Source organism: Sandarakinorhabdus sp. AAP62 (assembly GCF_000331225.1).
Taxonomy (GTDB): domain Bacteria; phylum Pseudomonadota; class Alphaproteobacteria; order Sphingomonadales; family Sphingomonadaceae; genus Sandarakinorhabdus.
Genome location: NZ_ANFY01000006.1, coordinates 46,370 through 68,119 on the forward strand (window position 1 = coordinate 46,370; position 21,750 = coordinate 68,119).

A 21,750-nucleotide genomic window follows, 5' to 3' on the forward strand; every position below is an offset into this window, starting at 1 on the left:
CTTAGCCGAAGATCACGTCACCCGCACCAAGGCTGGTCACACCGACGATCTGGAATGTTTCGGTGAGACCGGCGCCATAGCTGACGGTCCAGATGTCGCCAACATTGGTCAGCGCTGCGCCGAGGCCAAAGCCGGTCAACACCAGCACGTCGCCGCCGGCGACGCCCGCGCCCTGGAAGTCCAGGATGATGTCGCCCGTCACTTCGCCGCGCTGATAGACGAACGTGTCGTTGCCACTGCCGCCCGTCAGCATGTCCGCGCCGCGGCCGCCGATGATCCGGTCATTGCCGCCGCCGCCCGACAATATGTCTGCAAGACGACCGCCGGTGAGGGTTTCGGCGACGGACCGGCCGGTGAATTCAACCGCGAAATTGGCGTTGCGGGCATTGACGGCTTCGATCGAGGTCAGCGTCGAGCCATTGGCATAGCCGCCGATCACTGTGCCGTTGTTCAGATCGATGATCACCTTCTCGCCTGCAGAAGTCACCATGAACGTATCGGCACCGGCACCGCCATCGATGAAGTGCACGCCGAATTCCAGATCGCCGCCAAAGATGTCGTTGCCGGCATCGCCAAACAGCCGGTTGGTACCAGTGCCGCCGCGAATGGTGTCGGCACCATCGCCGCCCAGCACCGTGTCATTGCCGCCGCCGGCGAACACGAAATCATTGCCGCCAAGGGCCGTGATCGTTTCGGCCGCGGCCGTGCCCTGGATGAGTTCACCGGCAGTGGTGCCATTGATCTTCACCGGCACCGTGAACAGCGCCAGCATGGCATCGTGATCGGTTGAAATCTGGGCGGCTTCGGTAAGCTGACTGTTGATATGCACGGCATCAAACTCGGCCCGCTGGGCCAGGCTGCCGGTGGCAATGATGTGATCCAGCTGCTGGTTGTTGCCATCAAACTGGAAGCTGTAGCGTTCGGCCACAGGCAGCAGATCGGAAAGATTGCTCATCAGGCCGCCACGGGTCAGCGCGCCAATGCCGCCTTCCCAGGTGAAGCCGTTGAAATCGCCGAGCACGACGATGTTGGCCTGTTCGGCGGACGGGCGGCCATCAATCCACGCCCGCACCGCTTCGCCCTGTGCCGTGCGCGCGGCGTCGGCTGCGTTGGCCGGCGGCTGGATGGAACCCCACAGCCCATCGGAACCACCGCGCGAGGTGAAGTGGACATTGACCAGCGTGATGGCTTCACCGTTGAATTCAAACGTGGCTGCCAGCGGCCGGCGCGAATTGGTGAAGGCCGGACCATCGATCAGTTCGACCGAACCCGGTACCAGCGACACGCGGGCCGGATCATAGAAGAAGCCGTTGCGGATGTTGCCGCCGGGTTCGCCGCCGGTGGTGCCCGGCGCCGACGGCGCAATTTCGACATAGGCATAGGTCGGCCCGCCGGCCGCCTGGATGGCGGCAATCAGCGCCGCCGCCGTGGCCGCGCCCGACAGATCGGCGCCAGGGCCGGCGCCATCGGCATCCTGGATTTCCTGCACGCCGATGATATCCGGCGATTTCAGATTGTTGACGATGTCGCTGGCCAGGCTGGCAAGCTTGGCCGGCGCATCATTGGCCGACAGATTTTCGAGGTTGTAGCTGGCCACCGACAATTTGTCGGCGGCTTCGGTCAGGCTGGTGACCTCCTTGGTGGCAGTCACGTCGGTGGTGGTGGTCACCGCTGCTGTCACAAGCACTTCAAAGGACTGGAAGCTGTAGGAGACAATGCCCGTCACGTTCGACAGACGATCACCGATGGAGAAATTGTTGGTGAACCCGGCAAACAAGCCGTTGTCGTTGTCGAGCTGGATGCGTTCCGGGTTGAAATCATCGGCGGCAATTGTCAGCCCACCACCGGCTGACTGGCCTGTGGCGCCGGCGCCACCCGAAGCCACGACATAGGTTTCGGTGAAGCTGTTGGTGTTGGAAATGGCGATCGGGGCATCAATGGTGATGCGCATGCCTTCCAGCGATTCCCAGAAATCAATACCATCCTGGCCCGGATCATAGGTGCCGAAACTGTCGTTATCGATGATCTGGGTGGGCGGCAGCCGGCCGCCGCTGCCGATGGTGACGCTTTCGACATCACCGGTGCCCAGCAGGACCGCGATGGGGCTGGTCAGCTGGGTGATGGTCAGGTTGCGGGTGTCGCCGCCGGGGCGGAATTCCGAAACGGTTGCCGTCACCCGCAGCAGCTGGCCAACGGCCACCGAGGGCGCACTGTTGGTGAACACAAAGATGCCATCCGAGGTATCGGCATTGCCGTCCGACGCGCCAAGCGCCGACTGGATGTAATAGCCATTGGTATCAATGGCGGTCACCACGCCTTCGGTCTGCACCACCTGGCCGACGAAGCCGCTGGTGTGGCCAAGGCCCTGGATCTCGCCGATGGTGCGCAGCTGCTGCGGCTGCAGCGTGGTGAAATCGAGCACGCCAGCGGCAATGCCGCCAAAATCATTGCCGGCAGCGTCTTCCAGGATGCCGGCCGGCGCGGTGAGCGAATAGGTGGTGCCGGCCACCAGATCAGTGCTGGGGTTGATGGTGACGGTGCTGCCGCTGATCGACACCTGGGGATCGGTGACGGCGATCACGCGCACATCGCTGCCGTTCGAAAGGGTGAAGCTGCCGGTGCCGGCCTGCACCGCTTCGCTGAAGCGCAGCACGATATCGCTGCCCAGCGGCACGGCGGTGGCGCCATCATCCGGATCGGTCGGGTTGCTGCCAATCAGCACCGGCGGCGTGGTGTCGCCACCCTCCAGCGGGACCGACGACACGATGATATCGTCGATGCCAATGGCCTCGTCGTTGCCCGCGGCATTGGTCGTGATGATGCGGATTTCAAGGCTGGCGCTGTCGTTGGCGCCGGCTGGCAGCGTCACGTCGATCGCGGTTACCTGCGTGTCGCTGCCGGCGGTCGTGGCGTCGGCGATATAGGCAACATTGTTCCAGCTGCCGTCGGCCACGCGCCACTGCACGGCCACCTGCTGCACCGCATTGTCGGCCGAGGCGTCGAGATCGCGGATATTGGCCTGGAACCGGATGTCCTGGCGGCCGGTCGAATCGAGGAACAGCGCGATCGACGGCGCGTCGGCCGTGCCGGAACCATTGAGCGCGATCGTGGGGTTGGCGAGCGCGGTGAAGAAGAGCACGCCACCGGTCGTGAACGTGGTGGGGCTGGTGGCGGTGATGGTCAGATCCACGACCCCGCCCGACGTGGCCGCCGCCACGATGGTCCGCGGATCGATGCCAGTCCCGCCAACGAGATCATCGCCGCGAAAGCCGACGATGCTGGGCAGCAGATCCCAATTGTCGTTGCTGAGCAGGCCGGAGGCCGTGCTCCAATCCTGTGTGTAGTCACCGGTGGACAGCTGGAAACGGGTCGTCGACATCAAAAGGCCCCCAAGACAAAACAACGCCACCCTTGCTGGCCGGGAATCGGCCCCGCAACGGCTGCGACTGCAGCTTTTGGGCAACTAGTCGTGATAAGTGAAGCGCTGATGACATTATGGTTTCGCAACATGCAATTTCCGCCCGGCCTGTGCGGCCGGCTTGCTTGCCGGCCGGCGCGGTTCCGGTTATCAGCTACAACATCTGGTGGTCATTCCGGCCAGGGCATAACGTGATATGGAATCCGTCATGGATTCCAGGGGGGTCTGGTGGGCGTTTCGGCCGTATTGCTGATCTTGGCTGCAGCCCAGGCCACTGGCCCGGCGCCGGCCCAGTCCGCGCCGGCGACCAAGGCCGCCGCACCCTCGACAAAGGCCGCACCCGCACCTGCAAAGACCACAGCGAAAGCGTCTGCCCCGCTGGCGGCGGCCGATCAGGCCTGGCTGGCCGGTCTGGCAGCACGCCCGGTCGTCGATCTGCCGATGCGGCTGCGCGCAGCGGCCGATGCGCTGCCGGCAGTGGGCGAAGGCCGGGAAGGCGTGAACATCGCCGATGCGCAAACGCAGCAGGCCCGCAGCCGGCTGTTTCCCACCTTGGGCGTTGATGTGAACAGCGCCGATACCGTCACGCGCGATTTCCGGCGCCGATCCACCCAGTTTGAAAGCCTGGTGCCGCGCGCCCGCACCGATGCCATCGGCTCGGTGAGCCAGCTGCTGGTTGATTGGGGTGCCACCTCGGCCCGCATCCGCGCCGGCCAGGCGGCCGAAGTCAGCGCCCGCGCCAATTATGATCTGGCCCGCACCGATGCGCTGGTGGCGCTGCTCGGCGCCTGGCACGAAGCCATTGCCGCCAACGCCAGCCTGCAGCTGACCAAGGGCCACGCCAAGCGGCTGGACCGGCTGGCGATGATGGTGGGCAAGCGCGCCGACGCGGGCGCCGAAAGCACGGCCGACAAGGCACGCGCCGATGCCGCTGCCGCCCAGGCGCAGACGCGGCTGGCCGACGCCCAGCGCCGCGATGCCGCGGCCAATGCGCGGCTGTCCGAATTGTGGGGCAAATTGCCCGAAGCGCCGGCTCGGGCCTTGCCGCCGCCAGAAGATCCCGGTGTCGTTGAAACGCCCGACGTGCGCGCTGCCAGGGCCGATGCCGAAGCGCGCAAGGCCGCCGCCCGCGCCGCCAAGTCCGACCGGCTGCCGCGCGTCGAAGCCCGGGTTTCGGGTTCGGCCTATGATATCGCCCGTGATGGCCGCCCGGATTATGACGTGCGCGCCACCGTATCGATGACGACACGTTTTTCGACCGGCGGCGCCGAAGCCGCCCGTGTGCGCGAATTGTCGGCCGCGGCGCGCCGGGCCGAACTGGCCGCCACCCGCATCAGCGCCGAAACGGCCCGGGAACTGGAAGAAGCCGAAGCCGAGCTGCGCACCAGATCGGCCGCGCTGCCGGCCCAGCAACGCTCTGTCGTTTCGGCGATGCGGGCGCGCGAACTGTTCGGCCTGCGTTTCAATGCGGCGCGCGGCACGTTGTTCGATCTGCTGGCCGCCGAACGCGAAGCCCTGGATAGCGGATTGAGCCTGGTGGATGCCGAGATCCGGCTTGACATGGCGCGCTGGTTGCTGCTGGCCCGCCGCGGCACCCTATTGCAACTGGTTGATGGCCAGAACCGCGAGCAGCAACCGTGAACGATGTCCTGTTGAAGTTTCTGCCGGCCTGGCTGGCCGATGCCTTGCTGGCGCACCGCGGCACCTATGGCCGGGCGGCGCTGGCGGCGGTGTTCACCAATATCTTCGCGCTGGCCTCTTCGCTGTTCTCGATGGTGGTCTACAACCGCATCGTGCCATCGGGCGCCACGGAATCGTTGCTGGCGCTGGCGGTCGGCATGGCCGTGGTGCTGCTGTTCGATTTCATCCTGCGCGTGCTGCGCGGCTGGTTTGTCGATGTGGCGGGTCGCGATGTGGATGCGGCGCTGGGCAACCAGATGTTTGCCCGGCTGCTGGGCCTGCGCCTGGCCGATCGCCAGGGTTCGTCGGGAGCCTTTTCCGGCCTGCTGCGCGAGCTGGAAACCATCCGCGAAACCCTGGCCAGCACCACGCTGATTGCACTGGTCGATCTGCCGTTCACACTGCTGTTCCTTGCCGTGATCGCGGCCATCGGCGGGCAATTGGTGCTGGTGCCGCTGCTGATGATCCCGGTGGTGGTGCTGACCAGCTATGCCGTCCAGCCTGCGCTCGACCGGCTGGCGCGCGAAAATCTGGGCCAGGGCTTTTCCAAGCAGGGCGTGGTGGTGGAAACCGTGGCGGGCCTGGAAACCGTGAAGGCCGGCCGTGCCGGGCCGATGCTGGAAGCGCGCTGGAACCGCGCCATGACCGACAATGCCGGCAGCGCCCTGTCGAGCCGGCTGCTGTCGGCCGTCGCCATCAATGTCGCCGCCTCGGCGCAGACCATTGCCTATGTCGGCACGCTGATCCACGGCGTGTTCCTGATCACGGCCGGCGAACTCTCGTCGGGCGCGCTGATTGCGGTTTCGATCCTGTCGGGCCGCGTGGTGGCACCGCTCGGCCAGGTCGCCGGGCTGCTGACACGGCTTTCGGCGACGCGCGCCGCCATCACCCGCCTCGATCAGTTCATGTCCACGCCGCTGGAAGCCGGCACCACCACCAGCGTGCGCCGCACCTGGCTGAAGGGTGCCATCGAACTGCGCGACGTGACCTTCAGATATCCCGGCAAGGGGCAGACCGTGCTGTCGGGCGTGTCACTGCGCATCGAGCCGGGCGAACGCGTGGCCATTGTCGGCCGCGTCGGTTCCGGCAAATCCTCCATCGCCCGGCTGGTGCTGGGCCTCTATCAGCCCGATCAGGGCCAGGTGCTGATCGACGGCGCCGATATCCGCCAGCTGCACCCCGATGATCTGCGCATCAACATCGGTGCCGTGTTGCAGGATGTGACACTGTTTTCCGGCTCCATTCGCGACAATATCACCCTCACCGATCCAACCCTGGGCGACGAGGAACTGATCCGCGTTTCCAAATTGTCGGGCACCTATGATGTGGTCGGCGCGCTGGAAAACGGCTTTGATCTCACGCTCGCCGATCGCGGCGAAGGCCTGTCGGGCGGGCAGAAACAGGGCATCGCCATTGCCCGCGCGCTGGCCGGCAAGCCGCCGATCCTGATCTTCGACGAACCCAGCAGCGCCATGGACAATCAGAATGAAGCGCAATTGGTGGCCCGGCTGGAACCCGAACTGGCGGGGCGCACCTTCCTGCTCGTCACCCATCGCCAGGCCATGCTGAAACTGGTCAACCGGGTGGTGGTGATCGCCGGCGGCAAGATCGTGGCCGACGGCCCGCGCGATGCCGTGTTGAAAGGTCTGGCCGCTGGAGCCGCCGCATGAGTGGCCTTTCCGATCGCGTGCTCGCCCTGGGCCTGAAGGAACGGGATTTCCCCTCCGTCCTGCTGTGGACCATCGTGGCGCTGACAAGCGTCGCGCTGCTGTGGGCTGCGCTGGCCCGGCTGGAGGTGGTGATCACCGGCACCGGGCGCGTCATTCCGGCCTCGCAATTGCAGATATTGTCCAATCTTGAAGGCGGCACCTTGTCCCGCATCGTGGTGAAGCCGGGGCAGAAGGTGGCGGCCGGGCAATTGCTGATGCAGCTTGATCCCGTGCTGCGGGCCTCTGACGCCGCCGTGGGCCAGGCCAGCGTTGACGCGCTGTCGGTGCGGGCGGCCCGGCTTGCCGCCGAAGCGCGCGGGCAGCGGCCCAGCTTCGACATGCCGGGGGTCGATCCCGCCGCCGTTGCAACCGAACAGGCGCTGGCGCGCAGTGACAATATCGCGCTGAGCACGGAACGATCGATGGCGCTGGCCCGTCAGGAACAGGCCAGCCGCGCGGCCGCCGAAGCCGAGGCCACGTTGGGGCAGAAGCAGGAAGCCCTGCGCCTGGCGAACCGCGAGGAAGCCGTGATGCGCCCGCTGGTCGAACAGGGCGCCGAACCGGGGCTGACGCTGGACCGTGTCATCAGCCAGCGCGTGCAGGCCGAAGCCGGTGTGCGTGCCGCCGAGGAAAATCTGCGCCGCGCCCGCGCCGCTGTCAGCGAAGCCCGCCGCGGCGTGTGGTCGGTGGATACCAAGTTCCGCAATCGCGCCGCCGAAGCCCTGGCCGTGACCCAGGCCGAGCTTGCCGGACGCAGCGGGCAGCAACCGGCGCTGAAGGACCGTTTGGCGCGTACCGACGTGCGGGCGCCGGTAGCGGGCATCATCGGCCGGCTGCGCGTCACCACGCCAGGATCGGCGGTTGGCCCCGGCGAACCGCTGATCGAACTGGTGCCCGCCGGCGACAAGCTGCTGGTGGAAGCCAAGGTGTCGCCGGCCGACATCGGTTTCGTCGCCAACGGCCAGAAGGCGCGGGTGCGGGTTTCGGCCTATGATTACAGCATCTACGGCGCGCTCGACGGCGTTGTGCAGAATGTGGCGCCCGATGCCGTGGTGGATGAACGCACCGGCGAAGTGCATTTCCTGGTGCGCATTGCCCTGCCCGGCAATTGTTTCCCCACCGAAAATGCCGGCTGCCTGCCGCTGGGGCCGGGCATGCTGGCCGATGTCAGCCTGCTGGGGCCAAAGCGGTCGGTCCTCTCCTACCTGCTCAGCCCGATCACGCAGATCACGAGCAGCGCCTTCCGGGAGAAGTGACGCGACGATCAGTCGTTGGTCTCAAGCGACAGCCTCAGGCGTCTGGGCGATACTCCAGCAGGTCGGCCACCGAGCAGCCCAGCGCGGCGCACAGGCGCGACAGCACATCCAGGTCCACGCGGTCAGCTTCATCATGATAGAGCCGGGTCAGGGTGCCGCGACTGATTCCAGTCTGGCGAGCCAGCTCCGTGATCTTCAATCGGCGCTCGCCCAGGCGCACCGAAAGCATTGAACGCACCGGCATTTCACTCTCCCTCGCATCAAGCTCACTGCAAGCCCGATGAAGCGATCCCGACCCGAACCGCGCCATACAGATACATTCTGAATTCAATCCGCAACAAAAACACCTTACAGAGTACATCAACAGACAATAAAGCGCCCCAACGCTGCATTCTGCGTGAATATACTGACACTTCTATGTCACATGTTTATCATTTTGACTATAGCGGCAACAGGCGGGCCGAATGCTGCCAGTTGCATCGACTTTCGAATTGGGAGTGCGGCAGTAGCGGCCAAGATAATGTTTCATTGCAGCACCTTCCGCATGCCGCATCACCGCCCACTGCTCCAGTCGCGCGCCTGATCACGGCGACAACCGCCACCGACATTGTTGACGCCGGGGATCGACTGCCGTCCATCGGACCCGACTGGCCAGTCTTGCCGCGACAAGCACGGCATGCGCAGCGCAATCCTGATCCAATCAGTTCAAACCGCCGCTGCAACAGGCAGCGGCGGCCTCGCCTTTCCCTTACGGCGCCCGCGTCAGCGGTTTCAGCCCGGCGGCCTGCAGGGCGGCATTGGCGGCTGGCAGTTCGGCCAGTGCCGTGTCCAGCGCCTGCAACTGCCGCGCCAGCTGGCCCGACAGATCGGCAAACACCGCCCTTGCACCATCGGTGGGGGCCGCATCGGCGCTGTCGATCACGCCGATAAGGCCAGCCAGCTTGTCGTTGAGCTTGATCGGATAGTTCAGCGGGTCCTGCCGGCTCTGGTTCTTCACCTGGTAGATCTCGGCTTCCACCGCCGCCAGCTTCGCCAGCAGCGACATCACCGATGCCGGCAGCGCCTTCACCTTGGCCTGCGCTTCGGCCTGCGCCCGCAGCCCCCGCACCAGCAGCACGGCCTTGTTGGCCTCGGTCACCCTGGCGGTGACGGCCTGGGCCAGATCATAGCGCGCCTTCAGATCAGCGTCGCTCACGCCCATGACGCGCGGATCGCGCATGATCGCAAAGCCTTCCTCCTGTTGCTTGCCATCGATGATCAACTGCACCTTGTAGGCACCGGGCAGCGCGAGCACACCACGGTTGCGGCTGGTCCACAGGATCATGCCGTCAAAATCGGTGAAGCCGGGATGACGCATGTTCCAGGTGAAGCGGTTCATGCCCGGCTTCATCGCGGCCGTGGGCGGCCCCTTGGGCGCGTCGCCGCCGTCCTCGTCGTCACCACCGCCTGCAGCCTCGTCCTTCTTCGGCGCCTCCGCCTTGCCTTCGAAGCGCTGGATCAGGCTGCCATCCGGACCAAAAATCGCCACCGCCAGCGATTTGGGCGCGGCGCTGAGATAATAATCGATGGCCACGCCGGCATCGACGCCGCGCACGGCAGGCGCCGGTGCAAACAGCCGGGTTTCCGGCGGGGCGGCAGCCTGCACCTGGCGCAGCACGTCGATATTGTCCATCACCCAGAAACTGCGGCCGTGGGTGGAAATCACCAGATCATGATCGGTCACCGCCAGATCGGAAACCTGGACCACCGGCAGATTGGACTGCAGCTTGTGCCAGGCAGAGCCGCCGTCAAAGCTGGCCCACACGCCGCGTTCGGTGCCGAGATAGAGCAGGCCGGGGCGCCTGGTGTCTTCACGGATGGAACGGGTCATCTCGTCGGCAGGCAGGCCAGCACTGATCTCCACCCAGGTCTTGCCATAGTCGCTGGTCTTCCACGCAATCGGCTTGAAATCATCCATCAGGAAGCGATGGCCCACCACATAGGCAGTGCCGGGGCTGTGGGGTGAGTCTTCCACCGTGGTGATCTTGGTGAACTTCGGCAGTTTCGGCGGCGTGATGTTGCGCCATCTCGCGCCGCCATCGCGGGTGACATGCACCAGGCCATCGTCGCTGCCAGCCCAGACCACGCCCTTTTCCAGCCGCGACGGCGCCAGCGCAAACACGGTGGCATAGGTTTCCACGCCGGTCTGGTCCCGCGTGATCGGGCCGCCCGACGGCCCCAGCGTCGCCGGATCATGCGCGGTCAGATCGGGGCTGATCTTCTCCCAGCTCTGCCCCTCGTTGCGGCTCTTCCAGACATGCTGCGACGTCACATAAAGCGTGCCGGCATCGTGCGGATCAAAGACAATGGGGAAGGTCCACTGGAACCGCTCGGCAATGTCGCTGGCCGACGCACCCATGGGATTGTCAGGCCGTACGGTGATGGTGCGGCTCTGCCCGGTACGATGGTCATAGCGGGTCAGCAGGCCGCCATAGCTGCCGGCATAATAGATATCGGGATTGCGCGGATCGGGCGCGACATAGCCGCTCTCGCCGCCGCCCACGGCAATGCCATACAGACCGCCCAGCACATTCTGATTGCCCCAGCCGCGTGACGGCACACAGATGGTCGAATTGTCCTGCTGGCCGCCGCAGGCGTAATAGGGTTTGTGCGCCGTCAGGCTGAGCCGATAGATCTGCGCTGTGGCAAAATTCTGCTTCGTCCAGCTGGTCCCGCCGTTCACCGAGACATTGGCGCCGCCGTCGTTGGCCTGCACCATGCGGTTGTTGTCGTCAGCGGCAATCCACAGATCATGGTTGTCGCCGTGCGGCACGCGGATCCGCTTGGGGAAGGTCTTGCCGCCGTCATCGGAGCGGTGGAAATTGACGTTGAGCACATAGACGCGCTCCTTGTCCTTCGGGTCGGCAACGATACGCGTGTAGTAGAAGGCGCGCTGGCGCAGATCGCGGCTGTCATTCCGCTTCTCCCACGTCTTGCCGCCATCATTGCTGGCATAGACGCCGCCGGCGGCCTCATGCTCGATGATGGCATAGACGCGATTGGGATCGACCGGCGAGACGCTCACGCCGATCTTGCCGAGCAGGCCGTCCTTCGGCAGGCCCGGCGCCCGGCTGATCTCGGCCCAGCTGGTGCCGCCGTCCGTGCTCTTGAACAGGCCGCTGCCCGGCCCGCCCGACGACATGCCCCACGGCTTGCGCCACGCTTCCCAGAGCGCGGCATAGACGACATCGGGGTTGGCCGGATCGATGCTGATGTCGACAGCGCCGGTTTTGGCATCGCGATACAGCACCTTCGTCCAGCTCTTGCCGCCGTCCTTGGTGCGAAACACGCCGCGATCGGGGTTGTCGGCGCCATAATGACCAAAGCCGCCGACGAACACCGTGTCGCAATCCTTCGGCGCAATGCGCACGCGGCTGAAATTGTGCACGTCGGCAAGGCCAATCTTCGCCCAGCTCTTGCCGCCGTCCGTGGTTTTCCACACGCCGTTGCCGGGCAGCACATTGCCGCGCAGCTGGCTTTCACCGGTGGTGGCATAGACAATGTCAGGGTTGGCCTCGCACACCGCGACGCCGCCAAAGGCCGCGGTGTCGGTCTTGCCGTCGGTCATCGGCTGCCAGCTGGTGCCGCCGTCTGTCGTCTTCCACAGGCCGCCGCCAGTGGCGGCAAACCAATATTCGTGGGGGCGTTTGACACTGCCGCTGGCCGAGATGGAACGGCCGCCGCGGGCCGGGCCGATGTTGCGCCATTTCAGGCCGCCGAAATAGGCCTCCACGCCCATGGGCGCCGGCTTTGCCGCTTCCGCCGCAAGGCCCTGCCCAGCCAGCATCGCCGCCAGACTGGCAGCCATCATCCACGCAGCTCGCATGTTCATTCTCCCTGTTACCGCCGTGTTAGCAGCCGGGTAGCAGGAGGCAATCGGCTTTGGTGCTCGTTCAGCGGATAATGATGGCGGCAATCTCGTCGATCGGATGGCCAGTCAGATCCTTGTCGATTTCGGCAACGATGCGGGCGCTCACGTCCCGGCTGTAGTGGCGGCGCAATTCGGCAAGGGTGCGCGGCGGCGCCACGACCACGATTTCTGTCCCGTCATCACCCCCTGCACGGCGAGCAAGCAAGGCCGCCGCTTCGGCCGCAAAATGGTCCTCTGCCTGCTGGTGCCAATCGGTCTGTTCCATTGCGCTGGGCGTACTGCCGGCACTGGAAAAGGCCCGGCCCGGTCGATCGCTGCCCATGTCGCGCGTCGGCGCTGCGCTGCGTTCGGCGCGGGCCTCCACCTTCAGGGCCGGGTTGCGAAAATCGCCGCTGTTGCGCAGCAGCAGATATTTCTGGCCATCGGCAACCAGAACCAGGGCGTCATGCTGCAGGTTCATACCCACCTCCTCGAACAAAGTCATGGGTAGATTACAGCGGCCATCACTGCCGAGCGCCAGCCCGGGTTTCCACGGATATCGGGCAGTTCAGACCAGTGCCTGCCACAGGCTGTAGACGCTGCTGGCCACCAGCATCAGGCCGACCATGACCAGCAGGCGCCCGGCGGCGACCCGGCTGGCTATGATGGCGCCCAGCGGTGCAGCCAACAGGCCACCGACCACCAGGCCGATCACGGCTGTGGAAAAGGCCTCTGGCCCCAATTGGGTGACAAAGCTGGCCGAGATCGCCATCGTCACCAGGAATTCGGCGGTGTTCACCGTGCCGATGGTGGTGCGCGGCGAAGCCCCCTGGATCAGCAGGTTGGAAGTGACGATCGGCCCCCAGCCACCGCCGCCAGCCGCATCCAGGAAGCCGCCCAGCAGGCCCAATGGCGGCACCAGGCGCGGCGCGCGGCGCGGCGGCCCATGATCCAGCCGCCAGGCCCGCCACAGCAGATAGAGGCCGATGCACGCCAGATAGGCCATCACGAACGGCCGTGCGACGCTGGCATCGATATTGGAGAGGACATAGGCACCTGCCGCCCCGCCGATCATGCCCGGTATCGCCAGCCGCGCCAGCAGACGCCAATCGACATTGCGATAGATGATGTGGCTGACAGCCGATGCCGCCGTGGTGAAACATTCGACCAGATGCACATTGGCCGACGCTCGCGCCGGCACCAGCCCGACCATGCCGACCAGCATCAGATTGGTGATCAGGCCAAAGGCCATGCCAAGCGCGCCATCCACCAGCTGCGCCAGGAAGCCGACCGCGATGAAGGGCAGCAGCGCCTGCACGAATTCGATCGACAGATCGGGCAGTTCCGTCATGCCGGGCCAAGCCCCTGGCTGATGTTGTGCATGGCCGATCCCTTTCGTCCGCCGGCAGCGGCGTTGCAGCCTTGGTATCAGGTGATTTGGGTGCGGCAAACCACCGGAGCAGGCAGAAGCGGCAATCATTATCATGCCTGCGCCAAGCCGGGCTTGGGCAAAGGTTCAGCGCCAGCCAGCCTCGCGCCGGTTGCGGGACACATGCAGGGAGCCGCTGGCCGTCTGATAGGCAAAGCCATCGATGGCCGGATCTTCCCAGTCGGCCACGCGCATTTCGGCCCCATCTGGCCGGCGCCAGGTGCCGGGTTCGGGAAAGACAGTGCCGACGCCGCGCTTTCTGCGAGCGCCCGCCAGGCTGGCAGCATGATTCTCCAGCGCCCGATCACGCCCGGCCCAATCGATCCAGCTGATCGCGTTATCCTGCGCATAGGCGTTGTTGTTGCCGCGCTGACTGCGGCCGAATTCGTCGCCGGCGGTGAGCATGATGGTGCCGGTCGAGGCGAACAATGTGCCGAGCAGGGCCCGCAGATCGGCGGCGCGGCGGGCGGCCACGGCGGGATCAGCGCTCGGCCCTTCGGCGCCACAATTCCAGGAGAAATTCTCGTCATGGCCATCGCGGTTGTGCTCGCCATTGGCCAGGTTGTGCTTTTTGGCATAAGCCACTGTATCGGCGAGCGTAAATCCATCGTGGGCGGCAAGGAAATTGACGCTGCGGCAGGTGGTTCCGAACAGGTCGGACGAACCGGCCAGCCGGGTCGCCAGCGCGCCTGCCGCGCCGTCTCCACGCCAGAAACGGCGGACATCGTCGCGAAAGCGGTCGTTCCATTCCAGCCAGTTGGCCGGAAAATTGCCCAGCTGATAGCCGCCGGGGCCGATATCCCAGGGTTCGGCGATCAGGATACGGTCACTGAGGTCGGGATCGGCGGCGATCTCGGCAAAGATCGGCGCAGCGGGTGAAAAGCCGGGGCCACGCGCCAGCACGGGTGCCAGATCAAAGCGAAAACCATCAATTCCACAATAGTTTACGAAGTGGCCCAGGCTGGCCATCGTCAGCGCCCGCATCGCCGGATTGGCGAAATCCAGCGTGTTGCCGCAGCCGGTATCGTTGATGAGCGAGCCATCGGGGGCGTGGGCGTACAGCGCATTGTCCAACCCGCGAAAACTCAAGGTCCCGCCGTGGATGTCGCTTTCGCCCGTATGGTTGAACACCAGATCGAGGATGACGCCGATGCCGGCCTTGTGCAGCGCCGCCACCGTGTCGCGCAGTTCGGCGACGCCGCCGGGGCACAGGCCGGGATCAAGCGCCATCGGCACCACGGGGTTGTAGCCCCAGGCATTGCGGAGGCCCAAAGGCGGCAGGTGGCGTTCGTCGATCCAGGCAGTGACCGGCATCAGTTCGACCGCGCCGACATGGAGTTTTTTCAGATGCGCGATGATGGCCGGATGGGCCAGCGCCGCCACCGTGCCACGCTGTCCCTGCGGCACATCGGGATGCAGCATGGTGAAGCCGCGCACATTGATTTCATAGATCAGGCCGCCGGGCGTGAAGCGCGGTGGCCGGCGGCGCACGCGCGGCAGCCGTCCGGGGACAAGGGCTGGCGGCACGATGCCGGCGGTGTCCACACCAAATTGCGCCAGCCGCGGATCCTGCACGAAGCGGCTTGTCAGTTCGATGGCATGGGGATCGACCAGCAATTTGGCCGGATCGAACCACAGGCCGGCGCCCGGATTCCATGCGCCGTCGGCCCGGTAGCCATAGCGGGCACCAGCCAGATCGCCGGGCAGGCTGGCCACCCATTCATCGCCGTCGCGGTGCATCTGGATGCGCTGTTCGGTGCCGCCATCGAACAGGCACAGAGACAGCGCCGAGGCCTCGGGCGAGCGGACGCGGAAGTGGGTGTGGCCGCCGGCGTAATGGGGTGTCATGTCACCACGTCGGGCCGGGTTCGTCCTGTATGGCGGGCAATGCCGGCGATGGCCTCGGCCGCAGCGATCAGATCGGCGAGCATGGCGGGCGTCTCGCGGTCGATATCCGTAGCGGAATAGGCCTCCAGATAGACCCGCAGCGTGGCACCCTCGGTGCCGGTGCCCGACAGGCGGAACACGATGCGCGACCCGCAGGCAAACAGCACGCGCAGGCCCTGACCCGCACTGACCGAGCCATCGACCGGATCGGTGTAGCTGAAACTGTCTGCCGCTGCGACGGTGAGCGGACCGACGACGCGCCCGGGCAGGCTGGGCAGTGCCTGCGTGAGTTCGGCGATCAGGGCGTTGGCGGCGGCACTGTCCACGGCCTCATAATCGTGGCGGGCATAATAGTTGCGCCCGAACTTCGCCCAATGTTCGCGGGCCAGCGCGTCGACACTGACGCCGCGCACGGCCAGGATATTGAGCCAGAGCAGCACCGCCCACAGCCCGTCCTTCTCGCGCACATGATCCGATCCGGTGCCGGCGCTTTCCTCGCCGCAGATGGTCACCTTGCCAGCGTCCAGCAGGTTTCCGAAGAATTTCCAGCCAGTCGGAGTCTCGAAGCAGGGGATGCCCAGCGCCTTGGCCACCCGATCTGCCGCAGCACTGGTCGGCATGGAACGGGCGATGCCCTTCAGGCCGCCAGCATAGCCGGGCGCCAGATGGGCGTTGGCGGCCAGCATCGCCAGCGAGTCCGACGGGGTGATGAAGCGGTGGCGACCGATGATCAGGTTGCGATCGCCATCGCCGTCCGATGCCGCACCGAAGTCCGGCGCATCGGGCGCCATCATCGCGTCGTACAGCTCACGCGCGTGCACCAGGTTGGGATCAGGGTGGTGGCCGCCGAAATCCTCCAGCGGGGTGCCATTGCGCACGGTGCCGGCCGCAAAGCCGAGGCGGCGTTCGAGGATTTCCACCGCATAAGGCCCCGTTACCGCGCTCATCGCGTCGAAGGCCATGGTAAAGCCGCCGGCCACCGCTCGCCGGATCGCGGCGAAATCGAACAGGCTTTCCATCAGTTCGGCATAATCGGCGACCGGGTCGATCACCGCGACCGTCATGTCGCCAACCAAATTGGTGCCCAACCGGTCAAGATCGACCTCGCCGGGCACCGCCAGCCAGCGATCAATGGTCTGGGTGCGGGCAAAGATCGCATCGGTCACTGCTTCCGGTGCCGGGCCGCCGTTGGCGATGTTGTACTTGATGCCGAAATCCTCATCCGGCCCGCCGGGATTGTGGCTGGCCGACAGGATCAGCCCGCCGCTGGCGCCATATTTGCGGATGACGTGGCTGGCCGCCGGGGTGGAAAGGATGCCGCCCTGCCCCACCAGCACCCGGCCATAGCCATTGGCCGCCGCCATGCGAATGGCCTGGACAATCACCACCCGGTTGTGGAAACGCCCGTCTCCACCGATCACCAGTGTCGCACCGGGCGCCCGTTCCACCACGTCGAACACCGACTGGATGAAGTTTTCCGCGTAGTTCGGCTGGGCAAACACCCGCACTTTCTTGCGCAGGCCGGAGGTGCCCGGCTTCTGCCCGGCAAAAGGGGTGGTGGGATGGCTGTGGATCGTCATGATGTGCCTGTCAGTTCACGATAGAGATCGGCGTAAGCCCGGCCGCTGCTGGCCCACGAAAAATCCGCCTTCATGCCGGCGCGCTGCATGGCCCGCCATATCGCCGGCTGCGCGTGCAGTGCCACCGCACGGCTGATGGCATCAGCCAGCGCCGGATAGGTGACGCCATTGAACTGGATGCCCGTCGCCGCACCCGCGCTGACTGCCGCCAGATTGGCATCGATCACCGTATCGGCCAGCCCACCGGTGCGCGCCACCACCGGCACGCAACCATAGGCCAGGCCATACATCTGGGTGAGGCCGCAGGGCTCGAAGCGGCTCGGCACCAGGATGGCGTCGCCGCCCGCCTGCATGCGATGCGACAGCGCCTCGTCATAACCGAACTTCAGCCCGATCCGCCCCGGATGGCGCACCGCGCCAGCAGTGAGGCCGGCGACGATCGCAGCATCGCCGCTGCCCAGAAGCGCCAGCCGCCCGCCGATGCCGACAAGGTGATCGAGCACCTCCACCAGCACGTCCATGCCCTTCTGCCAGGTCAACCGGCTGACGACGATGAACAGCGGGCCATCGCCGGGCTCCAGCCCGAATTCGGCTTCCAGCGCGCGCTTGTTGGCGGTGCGCCGCGCGATGCTGCTGGCCGTGTAGGTCGCCGGGATGTGCGGATCGCTGGCCGGGTTCCAGTCCGCCGGGTCGATGCCGTTGACGATGCCACGCACCCGGTCGCCGCGGCTTACGATCAGGCCTTCCAGACCCATGCCGAATTCGGGCGAGCGGATTTCCTTGGCGTAGGTCGGGCTGACCGTGGTGATCAGGCTCGCCGCTTCCATGCCGGCCTTCAGGAAGCCGATGCCACCATGATATTCCACCCCGGTCATCGACCATGCCGCCCTGGGCAGGCCCAGCGCCGGAAAATGCTCCCGCCCGAAAAATCCCTGGAAGGCCATGTTGTGGATCGTCATCACGCTGGGCAGTGGCGTGCTGCCCGGCTGCGGCGCGAACCGCAGATAGGCCGGCGCCAGCCCCGCCTGCCAGTCATGCGCGTGCAGCACGTCGAATTTCCGTGCCGGTACCAGCCCGCCGGCGAGATCAGCCGCCGCCCGGCCCAACGCCGCAAAGCGCCGCCAATTGTCCGGCCAGTCGTTGCCGCCCGCATCGCCATAGGGGCCACCGTCGCGCGCGAACAGGCCCGGCGCGTCGAGCAGGATCAGCGGCTGCTCGCCCAGTCTGCCCGCCACCAGTCGCGCCTTCGCCCCCAGCAGATCATCATAGCTATGCAGCACGCGGCCGCGTTTCAGTGCCTTCATCGCCGCCGGATAGCCGGGCAGCAATGTCGTCAGTTCCACCCCGTGCGGGGCCAGCGCGGCGGGCAGCGCGCCCACCACATCGGCCAGCCCGCCGGTCTTCACCAGCGGCACCGCTTCGGACGCGACGGACAATACGCGCAGGCTCACAGGTCCAGCTTGTCGATCATCGGCTGGGTGATCAGGCACACGCCCTTGTCCGTCCGGCGGAAGCGCCTGGCGTCGAGCACCGGGTCTTCGCCCACCACCAGGCCGGGCGGGATCTTGACGCCGCGATCCAGCACCACCTTGTTCAGCCGCGCGCCCCGACCGATATCGCACCACGGCAGGATCACCGATTCCTCCACCCGCGAATAGGACCGGGTGAGCACCGAGGTGAACAGCAGGCTGCGGTTCACATGGCTGCCCGAAATGATGCAGTTGCCGCTGACCAGGCTGGAGATGGCCTCGCCGCGCCGCCCGTCCTCGTCGTGGACGAACTTGGCCGGCGGCAGCATTTCGGCGTGGGACCAGATCGGCCAGTCGCGATCATAGAGATCAAGCTGCGGGATGATCTGGGTGAGATCGACATTGGCTTCCCAATAGGCATCGAGCGTTCCCACATCGCGCCAATAGGCGCCGCCTTCATCCTTGCCGCGTACGCAGCTATCGGAAAAACGGTGCGCCACCGCTTTCCCATGCGTGACGAGGTAGGGGATGATGTCCTTGCCGAAATCGCGGCTGCTGGCCGGATCGGCGGCATCACGGCGCAACTGTTCGAACAGGAAGCGCGTGGTGAAGACATAGATGCCCATCGACGCCAGCGACACGTCGGGCTTGCCGGGCATGGCGGGGGGATCGGCGGGCTTCTCGACGAATTCAACGATCCGGTCCGTATCGTCCACCGCCATCACGCCGAAACCACTGGCCTCGGCGCGCGGCACTTCCATGCAGGCCACGGTCACGTCGGCCCCCTGGTTGACATGCTGTTGCAGCATCACCTCGTAATCCATCTTGTAGATGTGATCGCCGGCGAGGATGACGATATATTCCGGACGGTGCCCTTCGATGATGTCGATATTCTGGAACACCGCATCAGCCGTGCCTTCATACCATTGGGTTTCCGAAACACGCTGCGAAGCGGGCAATATGTCGAAGCTTTCGTTGCGTTCCGGGCGCAGGAAGTTCCAGCCCATCTGCAGGTGGCGGATCAGCGAGTGCGCCTTGTATTGGGTGGCAACGCCGATGCGGCGGATGCCAGAATTCAGCGCGTTGGACAGCGCGAAATCGATGATGCGCGTCTTGCCGCCGAAATAGACCGCGGGCTTGGCGCGCCGATCGGTCAATTCCATCAGCCGGCTGCCGCGCCCCCCTGCCAGTACATAGGCCATGGCGTCACGCGCCAGCGGTGCCTGTCTCTTCTGTGCCATGCGATCCCTCCCCTGATGCCACCGTTCTGGTGGTCACTCATCCATCATACGCAAACATCATCGTTGAAAGCGGTGGCAGGATGACGTGCGCCGCGCCGTCTGTCACCGTGATCTGGCCCAGATTGCCCTGGCCGCTGCCGCCGTAAATGGTCGCATCGCTATTCAGCACTTCGCGCCACACGCCATCGTGCGGCAGCGACAGGCGGTAATGGCCGTGATGCATGGGCGTCATGTTGCTGATCACCGCCACCGGCTTCGCGCCCGGCGCCTTTCTCAGCCAGGCGAACACGCTGGCTTCATTGTCGTTCACCACCAGCCATTCGAAACCTTCGGCCTCGCAATCGCGGGCGTGGAGCGCCGGGGTTTCGCGGTAAAGGCGGTTCAAGTCGCGCACCAGCCGCAGCACGCCGGCATGAGCGGGCGCGTCGAGCAATTCCCAATCAAGCGCGCGTTCCTCGCTCCATTCGCGGCGCTGGGCGAATTCCTGGCCCATGAACAGCAATTTCTTGCCGGGATAGCCCCACATCAGGCCATAGTAAGCGCGCAGATTGGCGAATTTCTGCCAATCATCGCCGGCCATCTTGGTGAGCAAGGACCCCTTGCCGTGCACGACCTCGTCGTGGCTCAGCGGCAGCACGAAATTCTCGGCAAAGGCATAGACCAGGCCAAAGGTGATTTCGTCATGATGGTGTTTGCGGTGGATGGGATCACGCGCCATGTATTGCAGCGTGTCGTGCATGAAGCCCATGTTCCACTTGAAGCCAAAGCCAAGGCCGCCTTCATGCGCCGGCTTCGAGACACCGGGCCAACTCGTTGATTCTTCCGCAATCGTCACGATGCCGGCGTGGCTGCCATAAAGCGCCTTGTTCATGGCGCGCAGGAATTCGACCGCCTCCCAATTCTCGCGGCCGCCCTGTTCGTTGGGGATCCACTCGCCGGCCTTGCGGCTGTAATCGCGGTAGAGCATCGAGGCGACGGCATCGACGCGCAGGCCATCGACATGATATTTTTCGGCCCAGAACAGGGCGTTGTTGACGAGGAAGGCCATCACCTCGCGCCGGCCGAAATTATAGATGGCGGTGTTCCAATCGGGGTGGAAGCCCAGCCGCGGATCTTCATGTTCATAGAGCGCGGTGCCGTCGAAGTGCGCGAGGCCATGTTCATCGGTCGGGAAATGCGCCGGCACCCAGTCGATCAGCACGGAGATGCCGGCGCGGTGGGCGCCATCGACAAAGCGGGCAAAGCCGGCAACGTCGCCGAAACGGGCGGACGGGGCATAGAGGCCGGTGGTCTGGTAGCCCCAGCTCGGATCATAGGGATGTTCGGAGACGGGCAGGAATTCGATGTGGGTGAAACCCATGTCCACTGCATAGGGGATCAGCGTTTCGGCCATCGCATCCCAGGTCTGGAACCAGCCATTGGCATCGCGCCGCCATGAACCGGGGTGGACTTCATAGATGGACATCGGCACCCGGCGCGGATCGACGCTGGCCCAGTGCGCGCGGTGGGCGGCATCGCCCCAATCGGGCTTGGCCGGCTGCGCGGTAAGCGAGGCGGTTTTCGGGCGCAGTTCGGAGGCGACGGCGTAGGGATCGGCCTTCAGCGGCAACACCGCGCCATCGGGGCCGACGATGCGATATTTATAGGCCTGGCCCTCGCCGATATCGGGCACGAAGATTTCCCACACGCCGATATCGATGCGGCGGCGCATCAGGTGGCGGCGATGGTCCCAGCCATTGAAATCGCCGACCACGCTGACAAAGCGGGCATTGGGCGCCCACACGGCGAAATGCACGCCGGCCGCGCCTTCATGGGTGATCAGGTGCGCGCCCAGCTTGTCGAACAGGCGGAGGTGGGTGCCCTCGGCGATCAGGAAATCGTCCATCGGGCCCAGGACAGGCCCAAAACTGTAGGGATCGGTCACCCACCACGCGTGGCCGCCGCCGTGGCAGTGATATTTCACGGGCTGCGGCTTGCCTTTCAGCTTGCCCTCGAACAGGCCACGATCATCGACGCGCGCCAGTTTGCCGAGCGGCTTGCCCTTCAGGCTATGGGCTTCCGCCGTTTCCGCACCCGGCAGGATGGCGCGGGCGAACGGCCCTTGCGGGCCGTCGTGCACGCCAAGCAGCGCGAAGGGATCGGCGTGGATGCCGTCCAGCAGTGCAGCAATGGCCTCCCCCGGTGGCTGCATG

Annotated in this window: 13 protein-coding genes; 3 read left to right on the forward strand and 10 right to left on the reverse strand. The window is 65.5% G+C overall.

The window, feature by feature from the left end:
• Position 1: 1 nt before the first annotated feature.
• Positions 2-3,379, reverse strand: coding sequence for an Ig-like domain-containing protein (locus tag D619_RS15770; RefSeq protein WP_017667691.1), 3,378 nt, complete (start codon positions 3,377-3,379; stop codon positions 2-4).
• 267 nt (positions 3,380-3,646) lie between these two features.
• Here D619_RS15770 and D619_RS0106115 point away from each other — a divergent pair, with 267 nt between their 5' ends.
• Genes D619_RS0106115 through D619_RS0106125 form a run of 3 tightly spaced genes read left to right on the forward strand, consistent with a single transcriptional unit; the run spans position 3,647 to position 8,063 of the window.
• The gene (locus D619_RS0106115) at positions 3,647-5,059 is read left to right on the forward strand and encodes a TolC family protein (protein ID WP_017667692.1); all 1,413 of its coding nucleotides are present in this window, start codon (positions 3,647-3,649) and stop codon (positions 5,057-5,059) included.
• Positions 5,056-6,768 (forward strand): type I secretion system permease/ATPase, encoded by a 1,713-nt coding sequence (locus tag D619_RS0106120; protein ID WP_017667693.1) that lies wholly within the window; start codon positions 5,056-5,058, stop codon positions 6,766-6,768. The genes D619_RS0106115 and D619_RS0106120 overlap by 4 nt, the downstream gene beginning before the upstream one ends.
• Entirely contained in the window at positions 6,765-8,063 is a 1,299-nt protein-coding gene (locus D619_RS0106125; protein WP_017667694.1) for an HlyD family type I secretion periplasmic adaptor subunit, read from the forward strand. The genes D619_RS0106120 and D619_RS0106125 overlap by 4 nt, the downstream gene beginning before the upstream one ends.
• 34 nt (positions 8,064-8,097) lie before the next feature.
• Here the strand turns inward: D619_RS0106125 and D619_RS0106130 are convergent, their stop codons facing one another.
• The 9 genes from D619_RS0106130 to glgB all read right to left on the reverse strand — a co-directional run bounded on the left by D619_RS0106130 (position 8,098) and on the right by glgB (position 21,749).
• Positions 8,098-8,307 carry a helix-turn-helix domain-containing protein gene (locus D619_RS0106130; RefSeq protein ID WP_017667695.1) on the reverse strand — a complete coding sequence of 70 codons (210 nt, stop codon included), beginning with the start codon at positions 8,305-8,307 and terminating at the stop codon, positions 8,098-8,100.
• A gap of 504 nt (positions 8,308-8,811) precedes the next feature.
• Positions 8,812-11,934: a glycosyl hydrolase gene (locus D619_RS0106135; protein ID WP_152417340.1), complete on the reverse strand. Its 3,123-nt coding sequence runs from the start codon at positions 11,932-11,934 to the stop codon at positions 8,812-8,814.
• Between the two features lie 61 nt (positions 11,935-11,995).
• Positions 11,996-12,457 (reverse strand): host attachment family protein, encoded by a 462-nt coding sequence (locus tag D619_RS0106140; protein ID WP_017667697.1) that lies wholly within the window; start codon positions 12,455-12,457, stop codon positions 11,996-11,998.
• Positions 12,458-12,520: 63 nt separating this feature from the next.
• Entirely contained in the window at positions 12,521-13,303 is a 783-nt protein-coding gene (locus D619_RS0106145) for a sulfite exporter TauE/SafE family protein (protein ID WP_017667698.1), read from the reverse strand.
• Positions 13,304-13,468: 165 nt separating this feature from the next.
• Positions 13,469-15,229 (reverse strand): glycogen debranching protein GlgX, encoded by a 1,761-nt coding sequence (gene glgX / locus D619_RS0106150; protein WP_017667699.1) that lies wholly within the window; start codon positions 15,227-15,229, stop codon positions 13,469-13,471.
• On the reverse strand, positions 15,226-16,848 hold the full coding sequence (locus D619_RS0106155; RefSeq protein WP_017667700.1) for an alpha-D-glucose phosphate-specific phosphoglucomutase: 1,623 nt from the start codon (positions 16,846-16,848) through the stop codon (positions 15,226-15,228). The genes glgX and D619_RS0106155 overlap by 4 nt, the downstream gene beginning before the upstream one ends.
• On the reverse strand, positions 16,845-18,299 hold the full coding sequence (gene glgA / locus D619_RS0106160; RefSeq protein ID WP_017667701.1) for a glycogen synthase GlgA: 1,455 nt from the start codon (positions 18,297-18,299) through the stop codon (positions 16,845-16,847). The genes D619_RS0106155 and glgA overlap by 4 nt, the downstream gene beginning before the upstream one ends.
• Positions 18,296-19,558 (reverse strand): glucose-1-phosphate adenylyltransferase, encoded by a 1,263-nt coding sequence (gene glgC, locus D619_RS0106165; protein WP_026090773.1) that lies wholly within the window; start codon positions 19,556-19,558, stop codon positions 18,296-18,298. The genes glgA and glgC overlap by 4 nt, the downstream gene beginning before the upstream one ends.
• 37 nt (positions 19,559-19,595) lie before the next feature.
• Entirely contained in the window at positions 19,596-21,749 is a 2,154-nt protein-coding gene (gene glgB / locus D619_RS0106170) for a 1,4-alpha-glucan branching protein GlgB (protein ID WP_017667703.1), read from the reverse strand.
• Between the last annotated feature and the right edge of the window lies 1 nt (position 21,750).